17 protein-coding genes are annotated in these 21,020 nt (G+C 60.3%); 15 read left to right on the forward strand and 2 right to left on the reverse strand.

Annotation, left to right across the window (positions count from 1 at the left end; genetic code table 11):
- The first annotated feature begins 73 nt into the window (after positions 1-73).
- Positions 74-2,935 (forward strand): EAL domain-containing protein, encoded by a 2,862-nt coding sequence (locus LB453_RS05575; protein WP_103794676.1) that lies wholly within the window; start codon positions 74-76, stop codon positions 2,933-2,935.
- Here LB453_RS05575 and LB453_RS05580 read toward each other — a convergent pair.
- Entirely contained in the window at positions 2,932-3,996 is a 1,065-nt protein-coding gene (locus tag LB453_RS05580; protein WP_103794677.1) for a LacI family DNA-binding transcriptional regulator, read from the reverse strand. The genes LB453_RS05575 and LB453_RS05580 overlap by 4 nt on opposite strands.
- A 238-nt stretch (positions 3,997-4,234) precedes the next feature.
- Between LB453_RS05580 and LB453_RS05585 the strand changes: the two genes are divergently transcribed.
- On the forward strand, positions 4,235-5,545 hold the full coding sequence (locus LB453_RS05585; protein WP_103794678.1) for an MFS transporter: 1,311 nt from the start codon (positions 4,235-4,237) through the stop codon (positions 5,543-5,545).
- A 10-nt stretch (positions 5,546-5,555) separates the two neighbouring features.
- The gene (locus LB453_RS05590; RefSeq protein WP_103794679.1) at positions 5,556-7,916 is read left to right on the forward strand and encodes a TIM-barrel domain-containing protein; all 2,361 of its coding nucleotides are present in this window, start codon (positions 5,556-5,558) and stop codon (positions 7,914-7,916) included.
- A 241-nt stretch (positions 7,917-8,157) separates the two neighbouring features.
- Here the strand turns inward: LB453_RS05590 and ftnA are convergent, their stop codons facing one another.
- Entirely contained in the window at positions 8,158-8,670 is a 513-nt protein-coding gene (gene ftnA, locus LB453_RS05595; RefSeq protein WP_103794681.1) for a non-heme ferritin, read from the reverse strand.
- A 443-nt stretch (positions 8,671-9,113) separates the two neighbouring features.
- Between ftnA and LB453_RS05600 the strand changes: the two genes are divergently transcribed.
- The 12 genes from LB453_RS05600 (at position 9,114) to deoD (ending at position 20,864) form a co-directional block, all read left to right on the forward strand.
- On the forward strand, positions 9,114-9,785 hold the full coding sequence (locus tag LB453_RS05600; RefSeq protein ID WP_103794682.1) for a nucleoside recognition domain-containing protein: 672 nt from the start codon (positions 9,114-9,116) through the stop codon (positions 9,783-9,785).
- Positions 9,775-10,248, forward strand: coding sequence for a YjiG family protein (locus LB453_RS05605; protein WP_103794683.1), 474 nt, complete (start codon positions 9,775-9,777; stop codon positions 10,246-10,248). Before LB453_RS05600 ends, LB453_RS05605 begins: the two co-directional genes overlap by 11 nt.
- 10 nt (positions 10,249-10,258) lie before the next feature.
- On the forward strand, positions 10,259-11,362 hold the full coding sequence (locus tag LB453_RS05610) for a M20 peptidase aminoacylase family protein (RefSeq protein WP_103794684.1): 1,104 nt from the start codon (positions 10,259-10,261) through the stop codon (positions 11,360-11,362).
- A gap of 263 nt (positions 11,363-11,625) precedes the next feature.
- Positions 11,626-13,209, forward strand: a complete 1,584-nt coding sequence (gene prfC / locus LB453_RS05615) for a peptide chain release factor 3 (RefSeq protein ID WP_103794685.1) — start codon at positions 11,626-11,628, stop codon at positions 13,207-13,209.
- 259 nt (positions 13,210-13,468) lie between these two features.
- Positions 13,469-14,083 (forward strand): molecular chaperone OsmY, encoded by a 615-nt coding sequence (gene osmY / locus LB453_RS05620; protein ID WP_103794686.1) that lies wholly within the window; start codon positions 13,469-13,471, stop codon positions 14,081-14,083.
- Positions 14,084-14,182: 99 nt separating this feature from the next.
- Positions 14,183-14,344 (forward strand): DUF1328 domain-containing protein, encoded by a 162-nt coding sequence (locus LB453_RS05625; protein WP_009634777.1) that lies wholly within the window; start codon positions 14,183-14,185, stop codon positions 14,342-14,344.
- Positions 14,345-14,560: 216 nt separating this feature from the next.
- Entirely contained in the window at positions 14,561-15,613 is a 1,053-nt protein-coding gene (locus tag LB453_RS05630; protein ID WP_103794687.1) for a patatin family protein, read from the forward strand.
- The gene (locus LB453_RS05635; RefSeq protein WP_103794688.1) at positions 15,610-16,386 is read left to right on the forward strand and encodes a TatD family hydrolase; all 777 of its coding nucleotides are present in this window, start codon (positions 15,610-15,612) and stop codon (positions 16,384-16,386) included. Before LB453_RS05630 ends, LB453_RS05635 begins: the two co-directional genes overlap by 4 nt.
- Before the next feature lie 171 nt (positions 16,387-16,557).
- Positions 16,558-17,337: a deoxyribose-phosphate aldolase gene (deoC, locus tag LB453_RS05640; protein ID WP_103794689.1), complete on the forward strand. Its 780-nt coding sequence runs from the start codon at positions 16,558-16,560 to the stop codon at positions 17,335-17,337.
- A gap of 59 nt (positions 17,338-17,396) precedes the next feature.
- On the forward strand, positions 17,397-18,734 hold the full coding sequence (gene deoA, locus LB453_RS05645; RefSeq protein WP_103794690.1) for a thymidine phosphorylase: 1,338 nt from the start codon (positions 17,397-17,399) through the stop codon (positions 18,732-18,734).
- A 158-nt stretch (positions 18,735-18,892) separates the two neighbouring features.
- Entirely contained in the window at positions 18,893-20,116 is a 1,224-nt protein-coding gene (gene deoB, locus LB453_RS05650) for a phosphopentomutase (protein ID WP_103794691.1), read from the forward strand.
- Positions 20,117-20,150: 34 nt separating this feature from the next.
- Positions 20,151-20,864: a purine-nucleoside phosphorylase gene (deoD, locus tag LB453_RS05655; RefSeq protein WP_033752378.1), complete on the forward strand. Its 714-nt coding sequence runs from the start codon at positions 20,151-20,153 to the stop codon at positions 20,862-20,864.
- The last annotated feature ends 156 nt before the right edge of the window (positions 20,865-21,020 follow it).

Below are 21,020 nucleotides of genomic sequence, written 5' to 3' on the forward strand. Positions count from 1 at the left end.
AGTCGGGGCGTTATTAAGACCATTCTTAACTTTTTAGGGCAACTTCAGGCAGCGCAGCAACAGGCTAATAACAATGGATAAAAATGCTGATGTTATGTATCGGATACTGGTACAGAGCGTGATCGATTACGCCATTTATATGCTTAAGCCAGACGGCACGGTAGCTAACTGGAATGCAGGGGCGCAGCGAGCCAAGGGCTACACGCCAGATGAGATAGTTGGTAAGCATTTCTCACTCTTTTACAGCGAAAGCGATCGGCTCAACGGCGTGCCGCAGCGCGGTCTGGATACCGCCGCGCGCACCGGCAGCTTTGAAACCGAAGGCTGGCGCTACCGCAAAGACGGCAGCGCCTTCTGGGCGCATGTGGTCATCGACGCCATCCGCGATCCGCACGGCGAGCTGATCGGCTTCGCCAAGATTACGCGCGACTGCACCGAACAGCAGGCGCAGCGGCGCAAAGAGCGCGAACAGGAAGCGCGCTTCCGCCTGCTGGTGGAAGGCGTCACCGACTACGCTATCTATATGCTGGATCACGACGGGCTGGTGGTGAACTGGAACGCCGGCGCGCAGCGCGCCAAAGGCTACGTGGCGGAAGAGATCGTCGGCCAGCACTTCTCCCGCTTCTACAGCGCTCAGGATCGCCAGGCGCTGATCCCGGAAAAAAACCTGCAAACGGCGTTTCGCACCGGCCGTTTTGAGGATCAGGGCTGGCGCTACCGCAAAGATGGCAGCGCCTTCTGGGCGCACGTCATTATTGACGCGGTGCGCGACGACAACGGCAAGCTGATCGGCTACGCCAAGATCACGCGCGACTGCACCGAACAGCAGGCGATGCTGCGCGCGCAGCGCGAGCAGGAGCAGCGCTTCCGCCTGCTGGTGGAAGGGGTTACTGACTACGCCATCTATATGCTGGATCTAAAGGGCTGCGTGGTGAACTGGAACGCCGGTGCGCAGCGTGCCAAAGGCTATATTGCCGAAGAGATCGTCGGACAGCATTTCTCGCTGTTCTATAGCGCGCAGGAGCGCCTGCAGGGCGTGCCGGACGCCAACCTCGCAAAAGCGCTGGCCAGCGGCCGCTTCGAAGATGAAGGCTGGCGCTACCGCAAAGACGGCAGCGCCTTCTGGGCGCACGTAGTGATCGACGCTATTCACAACGATGAAGGCGTGCTGATCGGCTTCGCTAAAATCACGCGCGACGTCACCGAGCGCCGCGAGCAGGAACAGAAACTGCTGCGCGCCAAAGATCTGGCGGAAGCGCAGAGCGCGAAAATGTTGGCGCTGTCGAAATTCCTCGACAATATCATCGCCAATATTCCCTCCTGTGTGGTAGTCGAAGACGCCATTACGCGCGAGATCCTGCTGGTCAACGACCGCTCGGAAAAGCTGTTCGGCGTTTCGAAAGCGATGCTGGTCAATAAAAAACCGCACGAATGCATGTCGGCCGAACTCAGCGACTACTTCGACAGCCTGGCGGATATCGCGCTGCGCAGCGAAGGTATTCACCAGCGCGAGCAGCAGCTGCTTACCGCCAGCGGCGAACGCATCCTGCATACCCGCGCTACCGTTATCCGCGGGCAGGACGCGCGGCAGAACTACATTATGCTGCTGGTGGAGGATGTTACCGACCAGCGCGCCGCCGACGCGCGCATTCACCATATGGCGCATCACGATAACCTGACCAGCCTGCCGAACCGTATTCTGTTCCGCCAGCGCCTGAGCGAGGCGCTGCGCGGCGATAGCCAGAGCGGCCGACAGACCGCCACGCTCTGTCTCGATCTCGACAACTTCAAAAACGTCAACGACGCGCTCGGCCACCAGATAGGCGACGAACTGCTGCGCGCGGTGGCAAAACGCCTGCGCGCCGCGCTGCGCGATCGCGACACCCTGGCGCGCATCGGCGGCGACGAGTTCGCTATCGTGCTGCCCGCCATCGGCAGCGCGGAAGAGGCGGCGCTGGTGGCGCAGCGGCTGATCGACGCGATATCTCCGCCGGTCAATATCGAAGGCCATAACCTGAGCGTCGGGCTTAGCGTCGGCATCGCCCTTAGCTCCGCCGTCACCAACACGCCGGAGCAGATGCTGCGCTGCGCGGATATGGCGCTCTACGAGGCCAAGCGCAACGGACGCAACCGCTACGAGCACTTTACGCTGGAGATGGACGACGTGGCGCGCAGCCGCCGCCTGATCGAAAACGATCTGCGCGAGGCGATCGGCAGCCAGCAGCTTAAGCTCTACTACCAGCCCATTACCGACGGCGAAGCGGCGCAGTCGATTATCGGCTACGAGGCGCTGATGCGCTGGCACCATCCGGTGAAAGGGCTGATTATGCCCAACGACTTTATCCCCATCGCAGAGGAGAGCGGGCTGATCCATATGCTTGGCGCCTATGCGCTGTTCGAAGCCTGCCGCGAGGCGACGACCTGGGACGGCAATCAGTCGGTGTCGGTCAACCTGTCGCCGCTTCAGTTTAAAAACAGCTCGCTGGTCTCGGTGGTGGAGGCGGCGCTGCGCGACTCTGGCCTGGAGCCGAGCCGGCTGGAGGTCGAGATCACCGAGTCGGTGCTGCTTGACGACTCGCTCGGCAATATTCGCACGCTGGAGAGCCTGAAAAAGCTCGGCGTGCAGATTGCGCTGGACGACTTCGGCACCGGCTACTCGTCGCTCAGCTATCTGCGATCCTTCCCGTTCGACAAAATCAAAATCGACAAGTCCTTTATCAGCGATATGGGCGACAGCCGCGAGGCGCTGGCGATTATCCGCGCCATCACCGGCATGAGCCGCAGTCTCGATATTCAGATCACGGCCGAAGGGGTAGAGAGCAGCGAACAGTTCGCCAGGCTGCGCGAAGAGGGCTGCACCCTGTTCCAGGGCTACTACTTCGGCCGCCCGCAGCCGTCGGAGCTGCGGCTGAAAGCGCTGACCAACCCGACTTAATCGTAAAGACCGTGCTGCTGCACCGGCGCATGGCTGAGGTTGTCGCGGATGCGGCGCACCGATTCGCGCACCACCAGCTTGCCGTGCAGCAGCAGGGTGCCGGGCAGGATCTGCGGGTTCAGGCGCATGCTCTGCACCATGCGCACCGCCTCCGCGCCCAGCTCGTCGCGCGGCACCTGCACGGAGGTCAGCGGAATATCGTGGATGGCGGCGAGATTGAAGCCATCCATGCTCATCACCGAAACATCCTGCGGCACGCGCAGCCCGGCCTGCTGCAGCGCCTCCACCGCGCCGGCGGCGATATAGTCGCCGCTGGCCAGAATCGCGGTCGGGCGCTGGGCGCGCGGGCAGTGCTTCAGGTATTCGCTTAATCTCTCTGCCGCCTCAAGCCGGCTGAAGCTGGTGAGCGTCAGCAGGTGCTGGCGGCTGTCGAAGCGCAGGTTCATGGCGTGCCAGGCGTCGCGCACCCCCTGCAGACGCTGCTCCATGGTGTAGCGGCGCAGGCAGTGCAGCGACAAGATCTGGCGGTGTCCCTGCTCGAACAGGTAGCGCGCGGCGCTTTCGCCAATCAGCTGATGATGCGGCGAGACCGAAGAGAGCCGCATGCGGCGATCCATCGCGTTGATCAACACGCAGGGCTTGTCGATCTCCGCCGCCAGCTGGTGGATATGATCGTCATCGATCCCCACCAGCAGCGCGGCGTCGGTTTGCTGCATCTTCTCCAGAAACAGCGCCGTGTCGCTCTCATTCTCCTCCAGCGCGCAGTAGCGTAAACGCACCTCATGCGGGGCGATCGCCTGGTCGATGCCCTGAATCACCTTGTAGTAAAAGATATCGCTGCGCACGTCGAACGCGCGCGGCGGCGCAAACACCATCAGATTATTCAGCAGCAGGCGGCCGCTGTGCAGGTTATCCAGCACCCCCTGCTGCTGCGCCACCGCCAGAACCTTATCGCGCGTGCTGGCGCGGGTATTCGCCTTGCCTGCCAGCACGCGCGAAACGGTGCTGATGGAGACGCCGCTCAGCGCCGCAATCTCGCTGATTTTCAGCCTTTGTTTCATTTTGTGATCGCCCTCAAATCTGCGAATGAAAAAATTTTCATAGCGTGCTGAATCGCGTCAGATAAGCCCTGGGTGCGGCTTTAAACGTGCCGAAAATTTTGCCATGAAAAAGCTTGCAAAAAAGAGGCTATACCGACGTTTCGCGCTTTTTTAAGGTGCCAGACAGGTTCACGCAGTACGCCGGAGGGCGAGGTGAAGGATCAAACCGGCCGTTAAAAGCCTGCACAGGAGCTGACAAATGAGCCTTGAATCAACGACTAAACCCATCGGCGCGGCGCGAGCGCTGCGCGCGATTAAAAATCTCCGCTGGTGGATGCTGGGACTGTTTCTGCTGGGCGTGACGGTTAACTACGTCACCCGTAATTCCCTCGGCATTCTGGCGCCGGAGCTGAAAACCAGCCTGAATATGAGCACCGAGCAGTACTCCTGGGTGGTGGCGGCGTTCCAGCTCGCCTATACCCTGTTTCAGCCGCTCTGCGGCTGGCTGATCGACATTATCGGCCTGAAGATGGGCTTCCTGATCTGCGCGCTGATCTGGTCGGTGACCTGTCTGCTGCACGCCGGCGCGGGAAGCTGGCTGCACCTGGCGCTGCTGCGCTTTGTGATGGGCGCGTCGGAAGCGGCGGCGACGCCCGCTAATGCCAAGGCGCTCGGCGACTGGTTCCCGAAAAAAGAGCGTCCGGTCGCCGCAGGCTGGGCGGGCGTCGGCTTTTCGGTCGGCGCGATGCTGGCACCGCCGATTATCTATGTGGCGCATATCACCTTTGGCTGGCAGGGGGCGTTTCTGCTCACCGGCGGGCTGGGGCTGCTGTGGGTCGGCCTCTGGTGGTGGGGCTATCAGTCGCCGGAAAAACATACTCGTCTTTCCGACGAAGAGCGCGCCTGGATTACGCAGGACAACGAAGCCGTGGGGGAAAAGCTGCCGTTCTTTCAGGCGCTGAAAAGCATCGGCAAAGAGAAGAAGTTCTACGGTATCGCGCTTCCGGCATTTCTCGCCGAGCCCGCCTGGGCGGTGCTGAGCTTCTGGGTGCCGCTCTATCTGGCTAACGAGCGCGGCATGGATCTTAAGCAGATCGTGATGTTCGCCTGGCTGCCGTTTCTCGCCGCCGATCTCGGCAGCGTCGCCAGCGGCTACCTGACCAAAATCTACGTGAAGTGGTTCGGCCTGACGCGCGTCAACTCCATCGTTGCCAGCTCGATCACCGGCGCGGTGCTGATGATCTCACTGGCGCTGATGACCCTTGTAAAAGATCCCTATCTGGCGATCGCCCTGATCTCCATCGGCGGCTTCGGCCATCAGGTGATCTCCTGCATGCTCAGCGCGCTGGTGGTCGAACGCTTCGATCGCCGCCAGATGGCGACGGTTAACGGCATGCGCGGATCCTGCGCCTGGATCGCCAGCTTTATCTTCTCTCTGATTATCGGCGTTACCGCCGACACCATTGGTTTTAATCCGCTGTTCGTCGCCATGGGCTTTTTCGACCTGGTGGGCGCGATTTTTCTGGTGATGTTTATCGCCGACCGTCGTCAGCGCAGCGCGGAACAATAAGGACACCGTTATGAAAACCCTGAAGAACTGGACGCTGAGTCAGCACGCCGATCATTTTGTCGAGCTGAAGGTCGAGAATCGCCATCTGCTGCGCCTCTATGTGCTGGAGTCGGGCCTGATGCGCGTACTGCTGAAGCGCAACGGCGAGCTGGCGCTGAACCGCACCTGGAGCATCGCCCCTGGCGACGACGTCCCCTGGGAGGGGCGTGACCGCGAATCGCTCGACGGATTCGGGCTGCCGGCGTTTCAGCTGGAGCATGAGGCGAACCAGCTGCGCATCAGCACCGACCGGCTGCGCCTGACGGTGCATCATCCGCTTTGCCTGAGCTGGGAGCATTTTCATCAGGGGCAGTGGCAGCCGCTGGCGGCGGATCGCCATACCGGCGCCTATCTGCTGAACGCCCACGGTGACGGGGTTGAGCACTATCAGCGTCGCCAGCCGCAGGATCGCGTCTACGGCCTCGGCGAGAAAACCGGCGATCTCAACCGCAGCGGCCGCCGCTTCGAGATGCGTAACCTCGACGCGATGGGCTATAACGCCGCCAGCACCGATCCGCTCTACAAGCATATTCCCTTTACCCTGACGCAGCGCGACGGCGTCAGCTTCGGCCTGTTTTACGATAACCTGAGCAGCAGCTGGCTCGATCTCGGCAACGAGCTGGACAACTACCATCTGCCGTATCGCCGCTATCGCGCCGAAGCGGGCGATCTCGACTACTACCTGATGCTGGGGCCGAAGCTGCTGGATGTCACCCAGGCGTTCGTGCGCCTTACCGGCCGCACCATTTTTCAGCCGAAGTGGAGCCTGGGCTACAGCGGCTCGACCATGCACTATACCGACGCGCCTGACGCGCAGCAGCAGCTGCAGGGCTTTATCCGCCTCTGCCGCGAGCATGAGATCCCCTGCGACTCGTTCCAGCTCTCATCGGGCTACACCTCGATCAACAACAAGCGCTATGTCTTTAACTGGAACTACGACAAGGTGCCGAACCCCAACGGCATGAGCGAGGCGTTCCACGCGGCGGGCATGAAGCTGGCGGCCAATATCAAACCCTGCCTGCTGCAGGATCATCCGCGCTATCAGGAGGTGGCGTCGCAGGGGCTGTTTATTCGTGATTCAGAGCAGGATCGCCCTGAACGCTCGGTGTTCTGGGATGATGAGGGATCGCACCTCGACTTTACCCATCCAGAAGCGGTGCGCTGGTGGCAGGAGAATGTTACCGCGCAGCTGCTGGAGAAGGGCATTGACGCCACCTGGAACGACAATAACGAATATGAGGTATGGGACGGCGAAGCGCGCTGCCACGGTTTCGGCCAGAGCATCGCCATTAAGCATATTCGTCCGGTGATGCCGCTGCTGATGATGCGCGCCTCGCTGGAGGCGCAGCAGCGTTTCGCCCCGGAAAAGCGCCCCTATCTGATCTCCCGCTCCGGCTGCGCCGGGATGCAGCGCTATGTGCAGACCTGGAGCGGCGATAACCGCACCAGCTGGCAGACGCTGCGCTACAACATCCGTATGGGGCTGGGCATGAGCCTGTCGGGGCTGTTTAACGTCGGGCACGACGTCGGCGGCTTTTCCGGCGACAAGCCGGACGCCGAGCTGTTTGTACGCTGGGTGCAGAACGGCGTCATGCACCCGCGCTTTACCATCCACTCCTGGAACGACGATCACACGGTCAATGAGCCCTGGATGTACCCGGAGGTGACGCCGCTGATCCGCGAGGCGATCCGCCTGCGCTATCGTCTGATGCCCTATCTCTACACGCTGCTGTGGCAGGCGAGCGCGCAGGATGAGCCGATGCTGCGTCCCACTTTCCTCGATCACGAAGAGGACAGCGAGACCTGGCGGGAAAACGACGACTTCCTGCTGGGACGCGATCTGCTGGTGGCCAGCGTGGTGGAGGAGGGCAGCCGCGAGCGCGCCGTCTATCTGCCGCGCAACGCCCACGGCTGGTATGACTGGCACAGCGGTGAGTGGCTGGCGGGCGGCCAGACCGTTACGCTGGATGCGCCGCTCGATCGTCTGCCGCTGCTGGCGCGCGCCGGCAGCGCTATTCCGCTGGGGCGCTGTGAAACCACAACCGATGCGCGACTCGACACCGTGCGTGAGCTGCAGCTGTGGCCTGCGCCAGGCGAGGCGCGCACCGAGGGCGAGTTTTTCGACGACGATGGTGAAAGCCACGGCTGGCGGCAGGGCAATGCGCTGTGGATCGGCTGGACGCTGCGCAGCAGCAGCGATCGTCTTGAGCTGACGCTGGAGAAGCGCGGAGATTATCAGCCGGCCTGGCGTGAGATTGAGGTATTGCTGCCCGCAGGCGAGCGGCGCGAGCTGTGGATTAACGGCGAGAAGGGCGCGCGGTTTAGCTTGTAGGCTGTAACAGCGGTGGGGCGATCATGGCAAGCCGCACTGCATATAAAGCGCGGGCAGGATGGTGCGAAGAGCAAAGCGCCACGCGCCACGGACAAAAACGGCGGGAGCCTTTTTGAACAACGCCGTGCGTTGGCCCGTTGAGGGGCGCACCTCAAGGATAAGGTGCGTAACCGCGCGGGACGAGCGAGCATGGATGCCTTGAGCGACTTTGCGCTCGGGCCATCCCGCCCGCGCAGGCGCCTCAGCCATTAGCGCCGTGGCTTTCCCCATTCATACGCGCCAGATCTTTGTCGATCAGGAACAGGCCTTCGCCTTTGCTGCCCACCAGCGCCAGCTTATCCAGCACGGTTTTAAACAGCTTCTCTTCTTCATGCTGCTCGGCCACGTACCACTGCAGGAAGTTAAAGGTGGAGTAGTCGAGGGAGGTGATGGCCGCATGCGCCAGCTCGTTGATTTTGCGCGTGATCAGCTTCTCGTGCTCCAGCGCCTGCTCCAGCAGCTCCGGCAGGGAGTTAAAGGCGACCGGCGGCGCGGCGATAGAGCCCAGCACCGGCATCGCGCCGGTATCGCTCAGGTAGTCGAACAGGCGCTGCATATGCTCCATCTCTTCGCGAGAGTGCTCTTTCAGAAACGCCGCTGCGCCTTCCAGGCCTTTATCGCTGCACCACGCGCTCATCTGTAAATAGAGATTCGCGGAGAAAAATTCGAGGTTAAGTTGATCGTTAAGACGCGCGGTCATTTCAGCAGTCAGCATGGGCGATTCCTTTATAAAGGCAAAATAAGTCAACAGGTGAGAAGTGGTGAATTATGCACCATGATGCAGTAAAAAAGATAGTTTTTTACTTAAAAATCACAATTTATCTAATTGATTTAAATAGAATTATTCAGCTTTTTGAATGCGAGCGATTATCATTACTTGACCCGTTACGCTTCGCACTACGCCAGTGCGTCGCGGCTGCGCAATGATGGTGCAGAGCGGCTTATTTCCTGTTTTACCGCAACAGAGAAAGATTATTGGCCGCCGCCCGCTGGCTGCCGGGAAATATAAAGTGATGCAGATTTAAACGATAAATTATTTAAACCCGACCGGGAGAAAAAATTTATTTTCAAAAGTGACCTAATGCGGCGGCTGGCATAAATCCTGCAACCGTAACAGTTCCATATATCGCAACCAGTAAACTATTCGCGGGAATAACTATGTCTGAGGAAAAAATAACGCTGACAGGCGAACGGGTTTCAGCCAGCAAAGGAAGTTATCTGGCGTTAATAGTGGCTATCCTCTTTTTTTCAGGATTGCTGTATCAGGTCGACGGCTTCCACTGGCTGGGCGCTTTTGACTTCACCACGCTGGGCGGCAGCTTTGGCACCATGAAGGAGCCCGCCAGCAATACCTTTCTCGGCGCGGGCGGACTGAGCGCCAAAGCGGGCTTTCTCTTTGCGCTCTCGCTAACGCCCACCGTGATGCTGGCGCTGAGCGTGCTGGAAATTTTCACCCATTACGGCGCGATGCGGGCGGCGCACAAGCTGCTGACGCCGCTGCTGCAGCCGCTGATGGGGCTGCCGGGCCGCTGCGGGCTGGCGCTGATCACCGATTTGCAGAGCACCGATGCGGGCGCCGCGCTGACCAAAGAGATGTATGACCGCGGTCAGGTGACGAAAAAAGATATTGTGGTGATGAGCGCCTGGCAATATTCCGGCGCGGGATTGATCAATAACTATTTCGCTATCGGGTCGGCGCTGTTCGCCTCAATGACGCTGCCAATTATTATTCCGCTTGCTTTAATGTTCGTTCTTAAATTTGTCGGTGCGGCGCTGACGCGTTGTGTGTTAAACAGTGTTTATAAAAAGGATTTCAGCGATGGAAAATAACGGCGCGGTAAAAGCGAGCCAAAATCCCTTTGATATCTTCGTGACCGGCGCGCGCAAAGGGTTTCATATCGCCATTCATAACCTGATGCCCAACGTGGTGATGGCGTATGTACTGGCGGAAGTGCTCAACCTGCTCGGCATTATGCCGTTTCTCGGCCAGCTTTTCGCGCCGGTGATGGGGCTGTTTGGCCTGCCAGGCGAAGCGATTACCGTGCTGCTGACCGCCTGGCTCTCCTCCTCAGCCGGCACCGGCGTGGCGGTGAGCCTGCTGACAAAAGGGGTGCTGACCGGCGCGGACATTACCATTCTCGCGCCCGCCATTTTTCTGATGGGCTCCCAGCTGCAGTATATGGGGCGCCTGCTGGGGGTGGCCGACGTGCCGAAAAAATACTGGCCGCTGCTGATGCTGGTGAGCGTCATCAATGCGGCGATCGCCATGTGCGTTATGCGTCTTTTTATATAGGAGAGAAGCGATGTCCCGGGTCTTAGAGCACTATCACTATCTGCACGACATTCCAGAGCTGGGCTTTCAGGAGGTTAAAACCTCCGCCTATATCGCCGATCAGCTGGAGCGCGCCGGGCTGAAGGTCACGCGCAATATCAATCAGACCACCGGCATCGTGGCGGAGATCGACAGCGGCGTGCCTGGGCCGGTGCTGGCGCTGCGCGCCGACATGGATGCGCTCGGCCATATTATCGACGGCGTTGCCTGCGCGCGCCATACCTGCGGCCACGACGGCCACTCTTCCGTGGTGCTGACCGCCGCGCAGGAGCTGCTGGCGGAGGGCGCGGTGAAAAAAGGCCGGCTGAAGATTCTGTTCCAGCCGGCGGAAGAGCTGGGTGCCGGCGCGCTGGCGATGGTGGAGGGCGGCGCGCTGGATGATGTGGAGATGATTTTCGGCTTCCATCTGCGCCCGCTGGAAGAGTGCGTGGTGGGTCAGGCGACGCCGGCGGTGCTCTACTCCGCCTGCTCGACGCTCGAGGCCACTATCAAAGGCGCCCCCGCGCACGCCGCGCGTCCGCATCTTGGCGTCAACGCGCTGGACGCGGCGGTGCAGGCGGTCAATGCGGTCAACGCGATCCACCTCTCGCCGGGGCTTAACTGGAGCGTGAAGGCGACCCGCTTTCTCTGTGACGCTGGCGTCACCAACTCCGTGCCCGACGAGGCGCGCGTGGTCTGGGATCTGCGCTCGCAGGAGAATGAGCCGATGACGGCGCTGAAAGAGAAGGTGACGCAGGCGATTCAGCACAGCGTTGCCGCGCTGGGCGCGACGGCGCAGGTGGTGGTGCTGAAAGAGATGCCGGCTGCGGAGATCGATGATGAAGCGACGGCGGTGATCCGTGAGGCGATCGTCGAGGTGCTGGGCGCAGAGGGATTGCTCGATGCGAAAACCACGCCGGGCAGCGAAGACTTTTTCTATTATCCGGTGAAGCGCCCGCAGGTGAAGGCGGGGTTCTGGGGGCTGGGCACCAACCTGACGCCGGGCCTGCACCATCCCGAGATGCGCTTCGATCTCGACGCGCTGGAAATCGGCGTGGATATCTTTAAATCCTGCGTAAAAAGAGTCCTGGGGTAAATCAGCGGCTGCCCGCGCGCACAGGTGCGGGCAGCGCTGAAATTTTCCCTGCCCTGTTCGCCGCCGCGCGCAAAATATTGTATGCTATGCCGCCTTAACGAAGACCAGGTAACCGGGATCGCCGCCAATGTAGAACGCGCTAACCACCGCCTTCTGACGCTAATGCGTCCGCCTGGCACCGTTTACCTGCCGGATTTCCGGCCATCATGATTACTCTGCAGCGTCCTCTCATGTGACGTTGCCTCGATGAGAAGAATTCACTCATGTCTAATTTCATGCAAGAGGTGGCGCGCCGCCGCACCTTTGCGATCATTTCGCACCCCGATGCCGGTAAAACCACCATCACTGAAAAAGTGCTGCTGTTCGGACAGGCTATCCAGACCGCCGGTACGGTAAAAGGGCGCGGCTCCAGCCAGCACGCCAAATCGGACTGGATGGAGATGGAGAAGCAGCGCGGCATCTCTATTACCACCTCCGTAATGCAGTTTCCCTACCGCGACAGCCTGGTCAACCTGCTCGACACCCCGGGGCACGAAGACTTCTCGGAAGATACCTACCGTACCCTGACGGCGGTGGACTGCTGCCTGATGGTGATCGACGCGGCTAAAGGCGTTGAGGATCGTACCCGTAAGCTGATGGAAGTCACCCGTCTGCGCGATACGCCTATCCTGACCTTTATGAACAAGCTCGACCGCGACATCCGCGATCCGATGGAGCTGCTGGATGAAGTGGAGAGCGAGCTGAAAATCGCCTGCGCGCCCATTACCTGGCCTATCGGCTGCGGCAAGCTGTTTAAAGGGGTTTACCACCTCTATAACGACGAAACCTATCTCTACCAGACGGGCAAGGGCCACACCATTCAGGAAGTGCGCATCGTCAAAGGGCTGGATAACCCGGAGCTGGACAGCGCGGTCGGCGAAGAGCTGGCGGCGCAGCTGCGTGAAGAGCTGGAGCTGGTGAAAGGCGCATCGCACGAATTCGATCGCGAGCTGTTCCTGAGCGGCGAGATCACGCCGGTCTTTTTCGGCACCGCGCTGGGTAACTTCGGCGTCGACCATATGCTCGACGGCCTGGTCTCCTGGGCACCTGCGCCGATGCCGCGCGCGACCGACGTGCGTACCGTTACCGCGCAGGAAGAGAAGTTCACTGGCTTCGTGTTCAAGATTCAGGCGAATATGGACCCGAAACACCGCGACCGCGTCGCCTTTATGCGCGTCGTTTCCGGTAAATATGAGAAGGGCATGAAGCTGCGTCAGGTGCGCACCGGCAAAGATGTGGTCATCTCCGACGCGCTGACCTTTATGGCGGGCGACCGTTCGCACGTGGAAGAGGCCTGGCCGGGCGACATTATCGGCCTGCACAACCACGGCACCATTCAGATCGGCGACACCTTTACCCAGGGTGAAAACATGAAGTTCACCGGTATTCCGAACTTCGCCCCGGAGCTGTTCCGCCGCATCCGCCTGCGCGATCCGCTGAAGCAGAAACAGCTGCTGAAAGGGCTGGTGCAGCTGTCGGAAGAGGGCGCGGTACAGGTGTTCCGTCCGGTACACAACAACGACCTGATCGTAGGGGCAGTTGGTGTGCTGCAGTTCGACGTCGTTGTGGCGCGTCTGAAAAGCGAATACAACGTCGAAGCGATCTACGAGGCGATCAACGTCTCCACGGCGCGCTGGGTCGAGTGCAGCGATGCGAAGAAATTCGAAGAGTTCCAGCGTAAAAACGAGGTTAACCTCGCGCTGGACGGCGGCGATAACCTGACCTATATCGCCCCGACCATGGTGAACCTGAACATCACACAGGAGCGCTATCCTGAGGTGATCTTCCGCAAAACCCGCGAGCATTAATTCGCGCCGCAACAGGGCTAGTCAGCTTTGGCTGGCCCTGTTCTCTCTCTCCAGACTCCTCCTAAAAACTCTGTTTTTTCGCTTAACTGGCGTGCTATCAACCAGTTATTCAGGCAAAACGCCAGACACCTACTATGATTATTCTGTCGGACGGGAAAAGAGACGTTGCTTCTCCTTTACGTCCAGCGATGCAGCAGCACCGATTGCTGCTGTTGCGCCCACGGCTGTGGGTGAGCTCACTGACAGAAGGAAGATATCGATGAATAAGACTAAGATTGCCCAAACGCTGATGGCGGTAATGGTTGGTTCCGCCCTGTTAAGCGGCAGCGCTATGGCTGACGACTCGCTGACGCAAAAAGCGCAGCAAAGCGCGGATAACGCCGGTGCGAAAATCAATAGTTCTATGAAAAAAGTCGATGGGTTTATGGACGACAGCGCCGTCACCGCAAAAGCGAAAGCTGCTCTGGTGGATGACGAAGCAATAAAAAGTACGGATATCTCCGTGAAAACCCACGACGGCGTAGTGACCCTGAGCGGTTTTGTTACCTCGCAGGATCAGGCTGAAAAAGCGGTCGCCGTGGTGAAAAACGTAGAGGGTGTTAAATCCGTCAGCGACAAACTGCACGTTAAAGACAGCAAAACACAAAGCATGAAGGGATATGCCGGTGATGCGGCAACGACAAGTGAAATTAAAGCTAAACTATTAGCAGATGACATCGTTCCGTCGCGTCACGTCAAGGTGGAAACCACTGACGGCGTGGTTCAGCTTTCAGGAACCGTCGCAACCAAAGCGCAGTCGGATCGCGCTGAAAGTATCGCGAAAGCGATTGAAGGTGTTAAAAGCGTTAAGAATGACCTGACTGTGAAGTCTTAACGTCGTGAGCGCGGCGTCCGCGTGGCGCCGTACTGACAAAACAAAACCCAAACTGGGAAGAAACGAGCAGTTCGATTTCACTATGGTAAGGAGAGGCTTATGTTTCGTTGGGGTATTATTTTTCTGGTAATTGCACTGATCGCGGCGGCGTTAGGATTTGGCGGCCTGGCCGGTACGGCAGCATGGGCGGCTAAAGTTGTCTTCGTCGTTGGTATTATCCTGTTCCTCGTGAGCCTGTTTACCGGCCGCAAACGACTCTGACCGGCTGGGGCATTCTGATTTTTGCTACGAGCATGCATAAAGCGGAGACCAGCCAGCCGTCGCGCTGCGTTAAGGATAATGCATCAGGCGCGACAGCCGCCGCCAGGCCATCTGGTGGCAGGTCAGGAGAAAAACATGGCTGGTTCTCCGGGATGCTGTCAACTTCAAGCGGATAAACGCAGCGGCAAACCTCAGAACCCTTTCTGAGGAGCAAAAGTGGGTATCCGGATCCCTGTAACGCTGGGCGCGATTGAGCCCTTAGCCTTGTCCCCGTTTAAAGCGCAAAAAATCGCCCTGGTGTGCGAAGGCGGTGGTCAGCGCGGCATTTTTACCGCAGGCGTGCTGGATGAGTTCCAGCGGGCCAGATTCAACCCCTTTCAGCTTTTTATCGGCACCTCAGCGGGCGCGCAGAATCTCTCCGCCTTTGTCTGCGGGCAGCAGGGCTACGCGCGGCGCGTGATCACCCGCTACACCACCAGCAAGCTCTTTTTCGATCCGCTGCGTTTCGTGCGCGGCGGCAACTTAATCGATCTCGACTGGCTGATAGAGGTGACCCAGCGCGAACTGCCGCTGGCGCTGGATAGCGCTAAGCTGCTGTTCGACAGCGGGCGCGAGTTCTATATGTGCGCCTGCCGCAGCGACGACTACTCCCCCGGCTACTTTGCGCCGACCCACGCCAACTGGCACGATCTGATTAAGGCGTCGAGCGCCATTCCCGGCTTTTACCGGCTCGGCGTCGATCTGGAAGGCATCAGCTACCTCGACGGCGGCATCAGCGATGCCATTCCGGTGCGCGAAGCGGCGCGTCGCGGCGCCGACACCATCGTGGTGATCCGCACCGTGCCGTCGCAGATGTTCTATACGCCAAAATGGATGAAGCGCATGGAGCGCTGGCTCAACGCCAGCGCGCTGCAGCCGATGATTAATATCCTGCATCACCATGAAGCGAGCTATCGCGAGATTCAGCAGTTTATCGAGCAGCCGCCCGGCGACCTGCGCATTATCGAAATCTATCCGCCGCATGTGCTGGCGAGCATGGCGCTGGGCAGTCGCGTCGCGTCGTTAAATCAGGATTATCATCTGGGACGGCGCTGTGGCCGCTACTTCCTCGCCACGCTGGGGCAGTGGCTCAGCGACGCCGAGCCGTTCGGGCGCTATACCACCGTTACGCCGCCCGCGCCTGTGGCCAACGCGCCTGACAACCGGCCGATTATGACGCCGCCGGTGGCGGGCAACGACGCAGACTATGATGAAGGTTCGCTGGCATGAGATTTACCGATACCCACTGCCACTTTGATTTTCCCCCCTTCGCTGGCGATGAGCGCGCCAGCATCGCGCGCGCCGCCGAAGCGGGCGTGGAGCGCATTATCGTCCCGGCAGTGGAGGCCAGCCGCTTTGCGCGCATCGTCTCGCTGGCGGCGCAGTATCCCGCCCTCTACGCCGCGCTCGGCCTGCACCCCATCGCCATCGACCGCCACGAGGAGGCGCATCTCGAGCAGCTGGAGCACTGGCTGCGGCAGCAGCCGGCGAAGCTGACGGCAATAGGGGAGATTGGCCTCGACCTCTATATGGATAATCCGCAGTTTGCGCGCCAGGAATTTTTGCTCGACGCGCAGCTGCGGCTGGCGAAGCGGTATGATTTACCGGTGATCCTGCATTCGCGCCGCACCCACGACAAGCTGGCGCTGCACCTGCGCCGTCACGATCTGCCGCGGCGCGGCGTGGTGCACGGCTTCGCCGGCAGCCTGCAGCAGGCGCAGGCCTTTATCAAACTCGGCTACGCCATCGGCGTCGGCGGCACCCTGACCTATGAACGCGCCAGCAAAACCCGCAACACCCTGGCGCAGCTGCCGCTCGATGCGCTGCTGCTGGAGACCGACGCGCCCGATATGCCGCTGCACGGCTTTCAGGGCGAGCCGAACCGGCCGGAGCGCGCGCGTCTGGTATGGCAAACCCTGTGCGAGCTGCGCCCAGAGCCGCCGCAGGCGATCGCCGAGGCGCTGTGGCGCAATACCTGCGCGCTGTTCAGTCTGCCTGAGTAATCTCTCCTGATGTGATAATAGTAACATCCCGCTTCTCTGCGTTATAATAAAGCTATTGCCATTCTCTCGTGATAGCGGTGTGATGAATTACACATTATCAGCCGCTGCTCATTGTTATAATTATCACATTAAGCCGGCGCTTCCGCGTCCGTTTGTTATCTGGAGAACACCATGACTGACATTACCGCCGCTGCGCAGCGCGCGCTGCAACTGATGGACCTGACCACCCTGAACGAAGACGATACCGATGAGAAAGTGATCGCCCTGTGCCGCCAGGCGAAATCGCCGGCGGGCAACACCGCTGCGATCTGCATCTATCCGCGCTTTATTCCGGTGGCGCGCAAAGCGCTGCGCGAGCAGGGCACGCCCGACATCCGCATCGCGACCGTTACGAACTTCCCGCACGGCAACGACGATATCGATATCGCGCTGGCGGAAACCCGCGCTGCCATCGCCTATGGCGCGGACGAGGTCGACGTGGTCTTCCCTTACCGCGCGCTGATCGCCGGCAACGCGCAGATCGGTTTCGATCTGGTGAAGGCCTGCAAAACGGCGTGTGCGGAGGCTGACGTGCTGCTGAAGGTGATCATCGAAAGCGGCGAGCTGAAAGAGGAAGCGCTGATCCGTCAGGCCTCGGAAATCGCTATCGACGCCGGCGCGGACTTTATCAAAACCTCCACCGGCAAGGTGCCGGTCAACGCCACGCCGGAAGTGGCGCAGATTATGATGAGCGTTATCCGCGATAAAGGCGTCAAAGAGAAGGTGGGCTTTAAGCCAGCGGGCGGCGTGCGCACGGCGGATGACGCGGCGATCTATCTCAAGCTGGCGGACGATATCCTTGGCGAGGGCTGGGCCGACGCGCGCCACTTCCGCTTCGGCGCTTCCAGCCTGTTAGCCAGCCTGCTGAACGCGCTGGGCCATCAGACCGCCACCAGCAAAACCGGCTACTGATTGCGTGACGGCGGCCGCTGGCCGCCATTCTCATCTCAACCCTGATCATGGGGGCGACTTTGTTTCTGCCGCAAGAAATTATCCGTAAAAAACGCGATGGCCAGGCGCTGAGCGAAGAGGAGATCCGCTTCTTCATCAACGGGGTACGCGATAACAGCGTTTCCGAAGGCCAGATCGCCGCGCTGGCGATGACGATCTTCTTTCACGATATGTCGCTGCCGGAGCGAGTGGCGCTCACCATGGCGATGCGCGACTCCGGCACGGTACTGAACTGGCAGTCGCTGAATCTCAACGGGCCGGTGGTCGATAAGCACTCCACCGGCGGCGTCGGCGACGTCACCTCGCTGATGCTGGGGCCGATGGTGGCCGCCTGCGGCGGCTATGTACCGATGATCTCCGGGCGCGGCCTCGGCCATACCGGTGGCACCCTGGACAAGCTGGAGGCGATTCCGGGCTTCGATATTTTCCCGGACGACGATCGTTTCCGTCAGATTATTAAACAGGTCGGCGTAGCGATCATCGGCCAGACCAGCTCCCTCGCGCCGGCGGATAAACGTTTCTACGCCACGCGCGATATCACCGCCACCGTGGACTCTGTGCCGCTTATTACCGCTTCGATTCTGGCGAAAAAGCTGGCGGAAGGGCTGGACGCGCTGGTGATGGACGTCAAAGTTGGCTCCGGCGCCTTTATGCCGACCTTCGAGGCGTCGCTCGATCTGGCACAGGCGATTGTTGGCGTGGCAAACGGCGCGGGCTGCACCACCACCGCGCTGCTCACCGATATGAACCAGGTGCTCGCCTCGAGCGCGGGCAACGCGCTGGAAGTGCGCGAAGCGGTGCGCTTCCTGACCGGTGCGCAGCGCAACCCGCGCCTGCTGGAGGTCACACTGGCGCTGTGCAGCGAGATGCTGATTTCCGGCAAGCTGGCGGCCAGCGAAGAGGAGGCGCGCAGCAAGCTGCAGCAGGTGCTGGATAACGGTCAGGCGGCCGAGCTGTTCGCGCGTATGGTCGCCGCGCAGGGTGGCCCCGCTGATTTCGTTGAGCGCCACGAGGCCTATCTGCCGCAGCCGACGCTCAGCAAGCCGGTCTACGCCGATCGTCCCGGCATCGTCAGCAGCATGGACACGCGTGCGCTGGGGATGGCGGTGGTGGCGCTGGGCGGCGGACGCCAGCGCGCCAGCGACGCTATCGACTACAGCGTCGGACTGAGCGAGACGATCGCGCTGGGCGAGCGCGCCGATTCGCAGCGCCCGCTGGCGATAGTACACGCCAGCAGCGAGGCGAGCTGGCAGCAGGCGGCGGCCGCGGTTCGCGCCGCGGTTACCCTGAGCGACAGCGCGCCGGCGGCACTGCCGGCGATCTATCGTCGGGTGCGCGCCGGCGACGGCTCAGCATAAAAGGGCTGACGGCGGCCGGGCTGGCCGCTGTCGTCCGCGACGCCGTCGCAAAAAAGCCGCAAAAATGCGGCCTTATGCTGCCGCTACGCAGCCATTCGGGTATACTGATCTGATCGCTTTTTTTTGACTTGTCACGCGCGCAGGCGCAGGAGACTTGCATGAAACGTGCTTTTATTATGGTGCTCGATTCCTTTGGAATCGGCTCAAGCAAAGACGCCGACAAATTCGGCGACGCAGGATCGGACACGCTGGGTCATATCGCCGAGGCGTGCTTTAACGGCGAAGCGGATCAGGGGCGCAAAGGCCCGCTGCATCTGCCCAATCTGACCGCGCTCGGCCTGGGCAAAGCGGCGGAGCTCTCTACCGGCCGCTTCCCGCTGGGCCTCGATCCCGATGCGGAAATTACCGGCGCTTACGCCTACGCCAGCGAAATCTCCTCTGGTAAGGATACGCCGTCCGGCCACTGGGAAATCGCCGGCGTGCCGGTGCTGTTCGACTGGGGCTACTTTAGCGACAAAGAGAACAGCTTCCCGCAGGCGCTGCTCGACAGGCTGGTGGAGCGCGCGAAGCTGCCGGGCTATCTCGGCAACTGCCACTCTTCCGGCACGGTGATCCTCGACCAGCTGGGCGAAGAGCATATGAAAACCGGCAAGCCGATTTTCTACACCTCGGCGGACTCGGTGTTCCAGATCGCCTGTCACGAAGAGACCTTCGGCCTCGATCGCCTTTATGAGCTGTGCGAAATTGCGCGTGAAGAGCTGACCGAGGGGGGCTACAACATCGGCCGCGTTATCGCGCGTCCGTTTGTCGGCGACAAAGCGGGTCATTTTGAGCGCACCGGCAACCGTCACGACCTGGCGGTGGAACCGCCTTCGCCGACCATGCTGAAAAAGCTGGTGGACGAAAAGGGCGGCGAAGTGATTTCGGTGGGTAAAATCGCTGATATCTACGCGCAGCAGGGCATTACGCAGAAAGTGAAGGCGACCGGCCTGGACGCGCTGTTCGACGCCACCATCGAGCAGATGAAAAAGGCACCCGACCAGTCGATCGTCTTTACCAACTTCGTCGATTTCGACTCGACCTGGGGACACCGTCGCGACGTCGCCGGCTACGCGGGCGGGCTGGAGCTGTTCGATCGTCGTTTGCCGGAGCTGATGGCGCTGGTAAAAGAGGATGACATTCTGATCCTCACCGCCGATCACGGCTGCGATCCCACCTGGCCGGGCACCGAGCACACGCGCGAGCATATTCCGATTCTGATCTACGGCCCGAAAGTGAAACCGGGCTCGCTGGGCTATCGCGAAACCTTCGCGGATATCGGTCAGACAATTGCACACTATTTTGGCCTGTCCGATATGGACTACGGCAAGAGCATGCTGTAAACAGAGCCGCTGAATTTAAAAAGGACAAACAACAATGGCAACTCCTCACATTAATGCAGAAATGGGCGACTTCGCCGACGTGGTACTGATGCCGGGCGATCCGCTGCGTGCGAAGCACATCGCGGAAACCTTTCTGGAAAACCCGGTTGAAGTGAACAACGTGCGCGGCATGCTGGGCTATACCGGCACCTACAAAGGCCGCAAAATCTCCGTGATGGGCCACGGCATGGGCATTCCGTCCTGCTCGATCTACACCAAAGAGCTGATCACCGACTTTGGCGTGAAAAAGATCATCCGCGTCGGCTCCTGCGGCGCGGTGCGCGCCGACGTGAAGCTGCGCGATATCGTTATCGGCATGGGCGCCTGCACCGACTCTAAAGTCAACCGCATGCGCTTTAAGGATCACGACTTCGCGGCGATTGCCGACTTTGACATGGTGCGCAACGCGGTTGACGCAGCGAAAGCGCTGGGCGTGGACGCGCGCGTCGGCAACATCTTCTCTGCCGATCTCTTCTACACCCCGGATCCGCAGATGTTCGACGTGATGGAGAAGTACGGCATCCTCGGCGTGGAGATGGAAGCGGCGGGTATCTACGGCGTGGCGGCGGAGTTTGGCGCGAAAGCGCTGACCATCTGCACCGTTTCCGACCATATCCGCACCCATGAGCAGACCACCTCTGCCGAGCGTCAGACCACCTTCAACGATATGATTAAGATCGCGCTGGAGTCGGTGCTGCTGGGCGACTAAGCCTGCGCTTGCCTCTTTCCCGCCTCCTGCCTGTGGCAGGAGGCGGGGAGTTTCGTAACATTCTCACCAAATGACACACTTTTCACTACTCCTGTGCAACTTCCTGCTGGCGCTCACCTGCTGCCTCCCTATCATTAGCGCGACAACAAAAAATAA

Source organism: Pantoea agglomerans, from assembly GCF_020149765.1.
GTDB classification, from domain to species: Bacteria; Pseudomonadota; Gammaproteobacteria; order Enterobacterales; family Enterobacteriaceae; genus Pantoea; species Pantoea alvi.

What these genes read in the sequence shown, in the direction of transcription:
- LB453_RS05575 (WP_103794676.1), top strand. Translation starts at nt 74, where the DNA reads ATGGATAAAAATGCTGATGTTATGTATCGGATACTGGTACAGAGCGTG.
- LB453_RS05580 (WP_103794677.1), bottom strand. Translation starts at nt 3,996, where the DNA reads ATGAAACAAAGGCTGAAAATCAGCGAGATTGCGGCGCTGAGCGGCGTC.
- LB453_RS05585 (WP_103794678.1), top strand. Translation starts at nt 4,235, where the DNA reads ATGAGCCTTGAATCAACGACTAAACCCATCGGCGCGGCGCGAGCGCTG.
- LB453_RS05590 (WP_103794679.1), top strand. Translation starts at nt 5,556, where the DNA reads ATGAAAACCCTGAAGAACTGGACGCTGAGTCAGCACGCCGATCATTTT.
- ftnA (WP_103794681.1), bottom strand. Translation starts at nt 8,670, where the DNA reads ATGCTGACTGCTGAAATGACCGCGCGTCTTAACGATCAACTTAACCTC.
- LB453_RS05600 (WP_103794682.1), top strand. Translation starts at nt 9,114, where the DNA reads ATGTCTGAGGAAAAAATAACGCTGACAGGCGAACGGGTTTCAGCCAGC.
- LB453_RS05605 (WP_103794683.1), top strand. Translation starts at nt 9,775, where the DNA reads ATGGAAAATAACGGCGCGGTAAAAGCGAGCCAAAATCCCTTTGATATC.
- LB453_RS05610 (WP_103794684.1), top strand. Translation starts at nt 10,259, where the DNA reads ATGTCCCGGGTCTTAGAGCACTATCACTATCTGCACGACATTCCAGAG.
- prfC (WP_103794685.1), top strand. Translation starts at nt 11,626, where the DNA reads ATGTCTAATTTCATGCAAGAGGTGGCGCGCCGCCGCACCTTTGCGATC.
- osmY (WP_103794686.1), top strand. Translation starts at nt 13,469, where the DNA reads ATGAATAAGACTAAGATTGCCCAAACGCTGATGGCGGTAATGGTTGGT.
- LB453_RS05625 (WP_009634777.1), top strand. Translation starts at nt 14,183, where the DNA reads ATGTTTCGTTGGGGTATTATTTTTCTGGTAATTGCACTGATCGCGGCG.
- LB453_RS05635 (WP_103794688.1), top strand. Translation starts at nt 15,610, where the DNA reads ATGAGATTTACCGATACCCACTGCCACTTTGATTTTCCCCCCTTCGCT.
- deoC (WP_103794689.1), top strand. Translation starts at nt 16,558, where the DNA reads ATGACTGACATTACCGCCGCTGCGCAGCGCGCGCTGCAACTGATGGAC.
- deoB (WP_103794691.1), top strand. Translation starts at nt 18,893, where the DNA reads ATGAAACGTGCTTTTATTATGGTGCTCGATTCCTTTGGAATCGGCTCA.
- deoD (WP_033752378.1), top strand. Translation starts at nt 20,151, where the DNA reads ATGGCAACTCCTCACATTAATGCAGAAATGGGCGACTTCGCCGACGTG.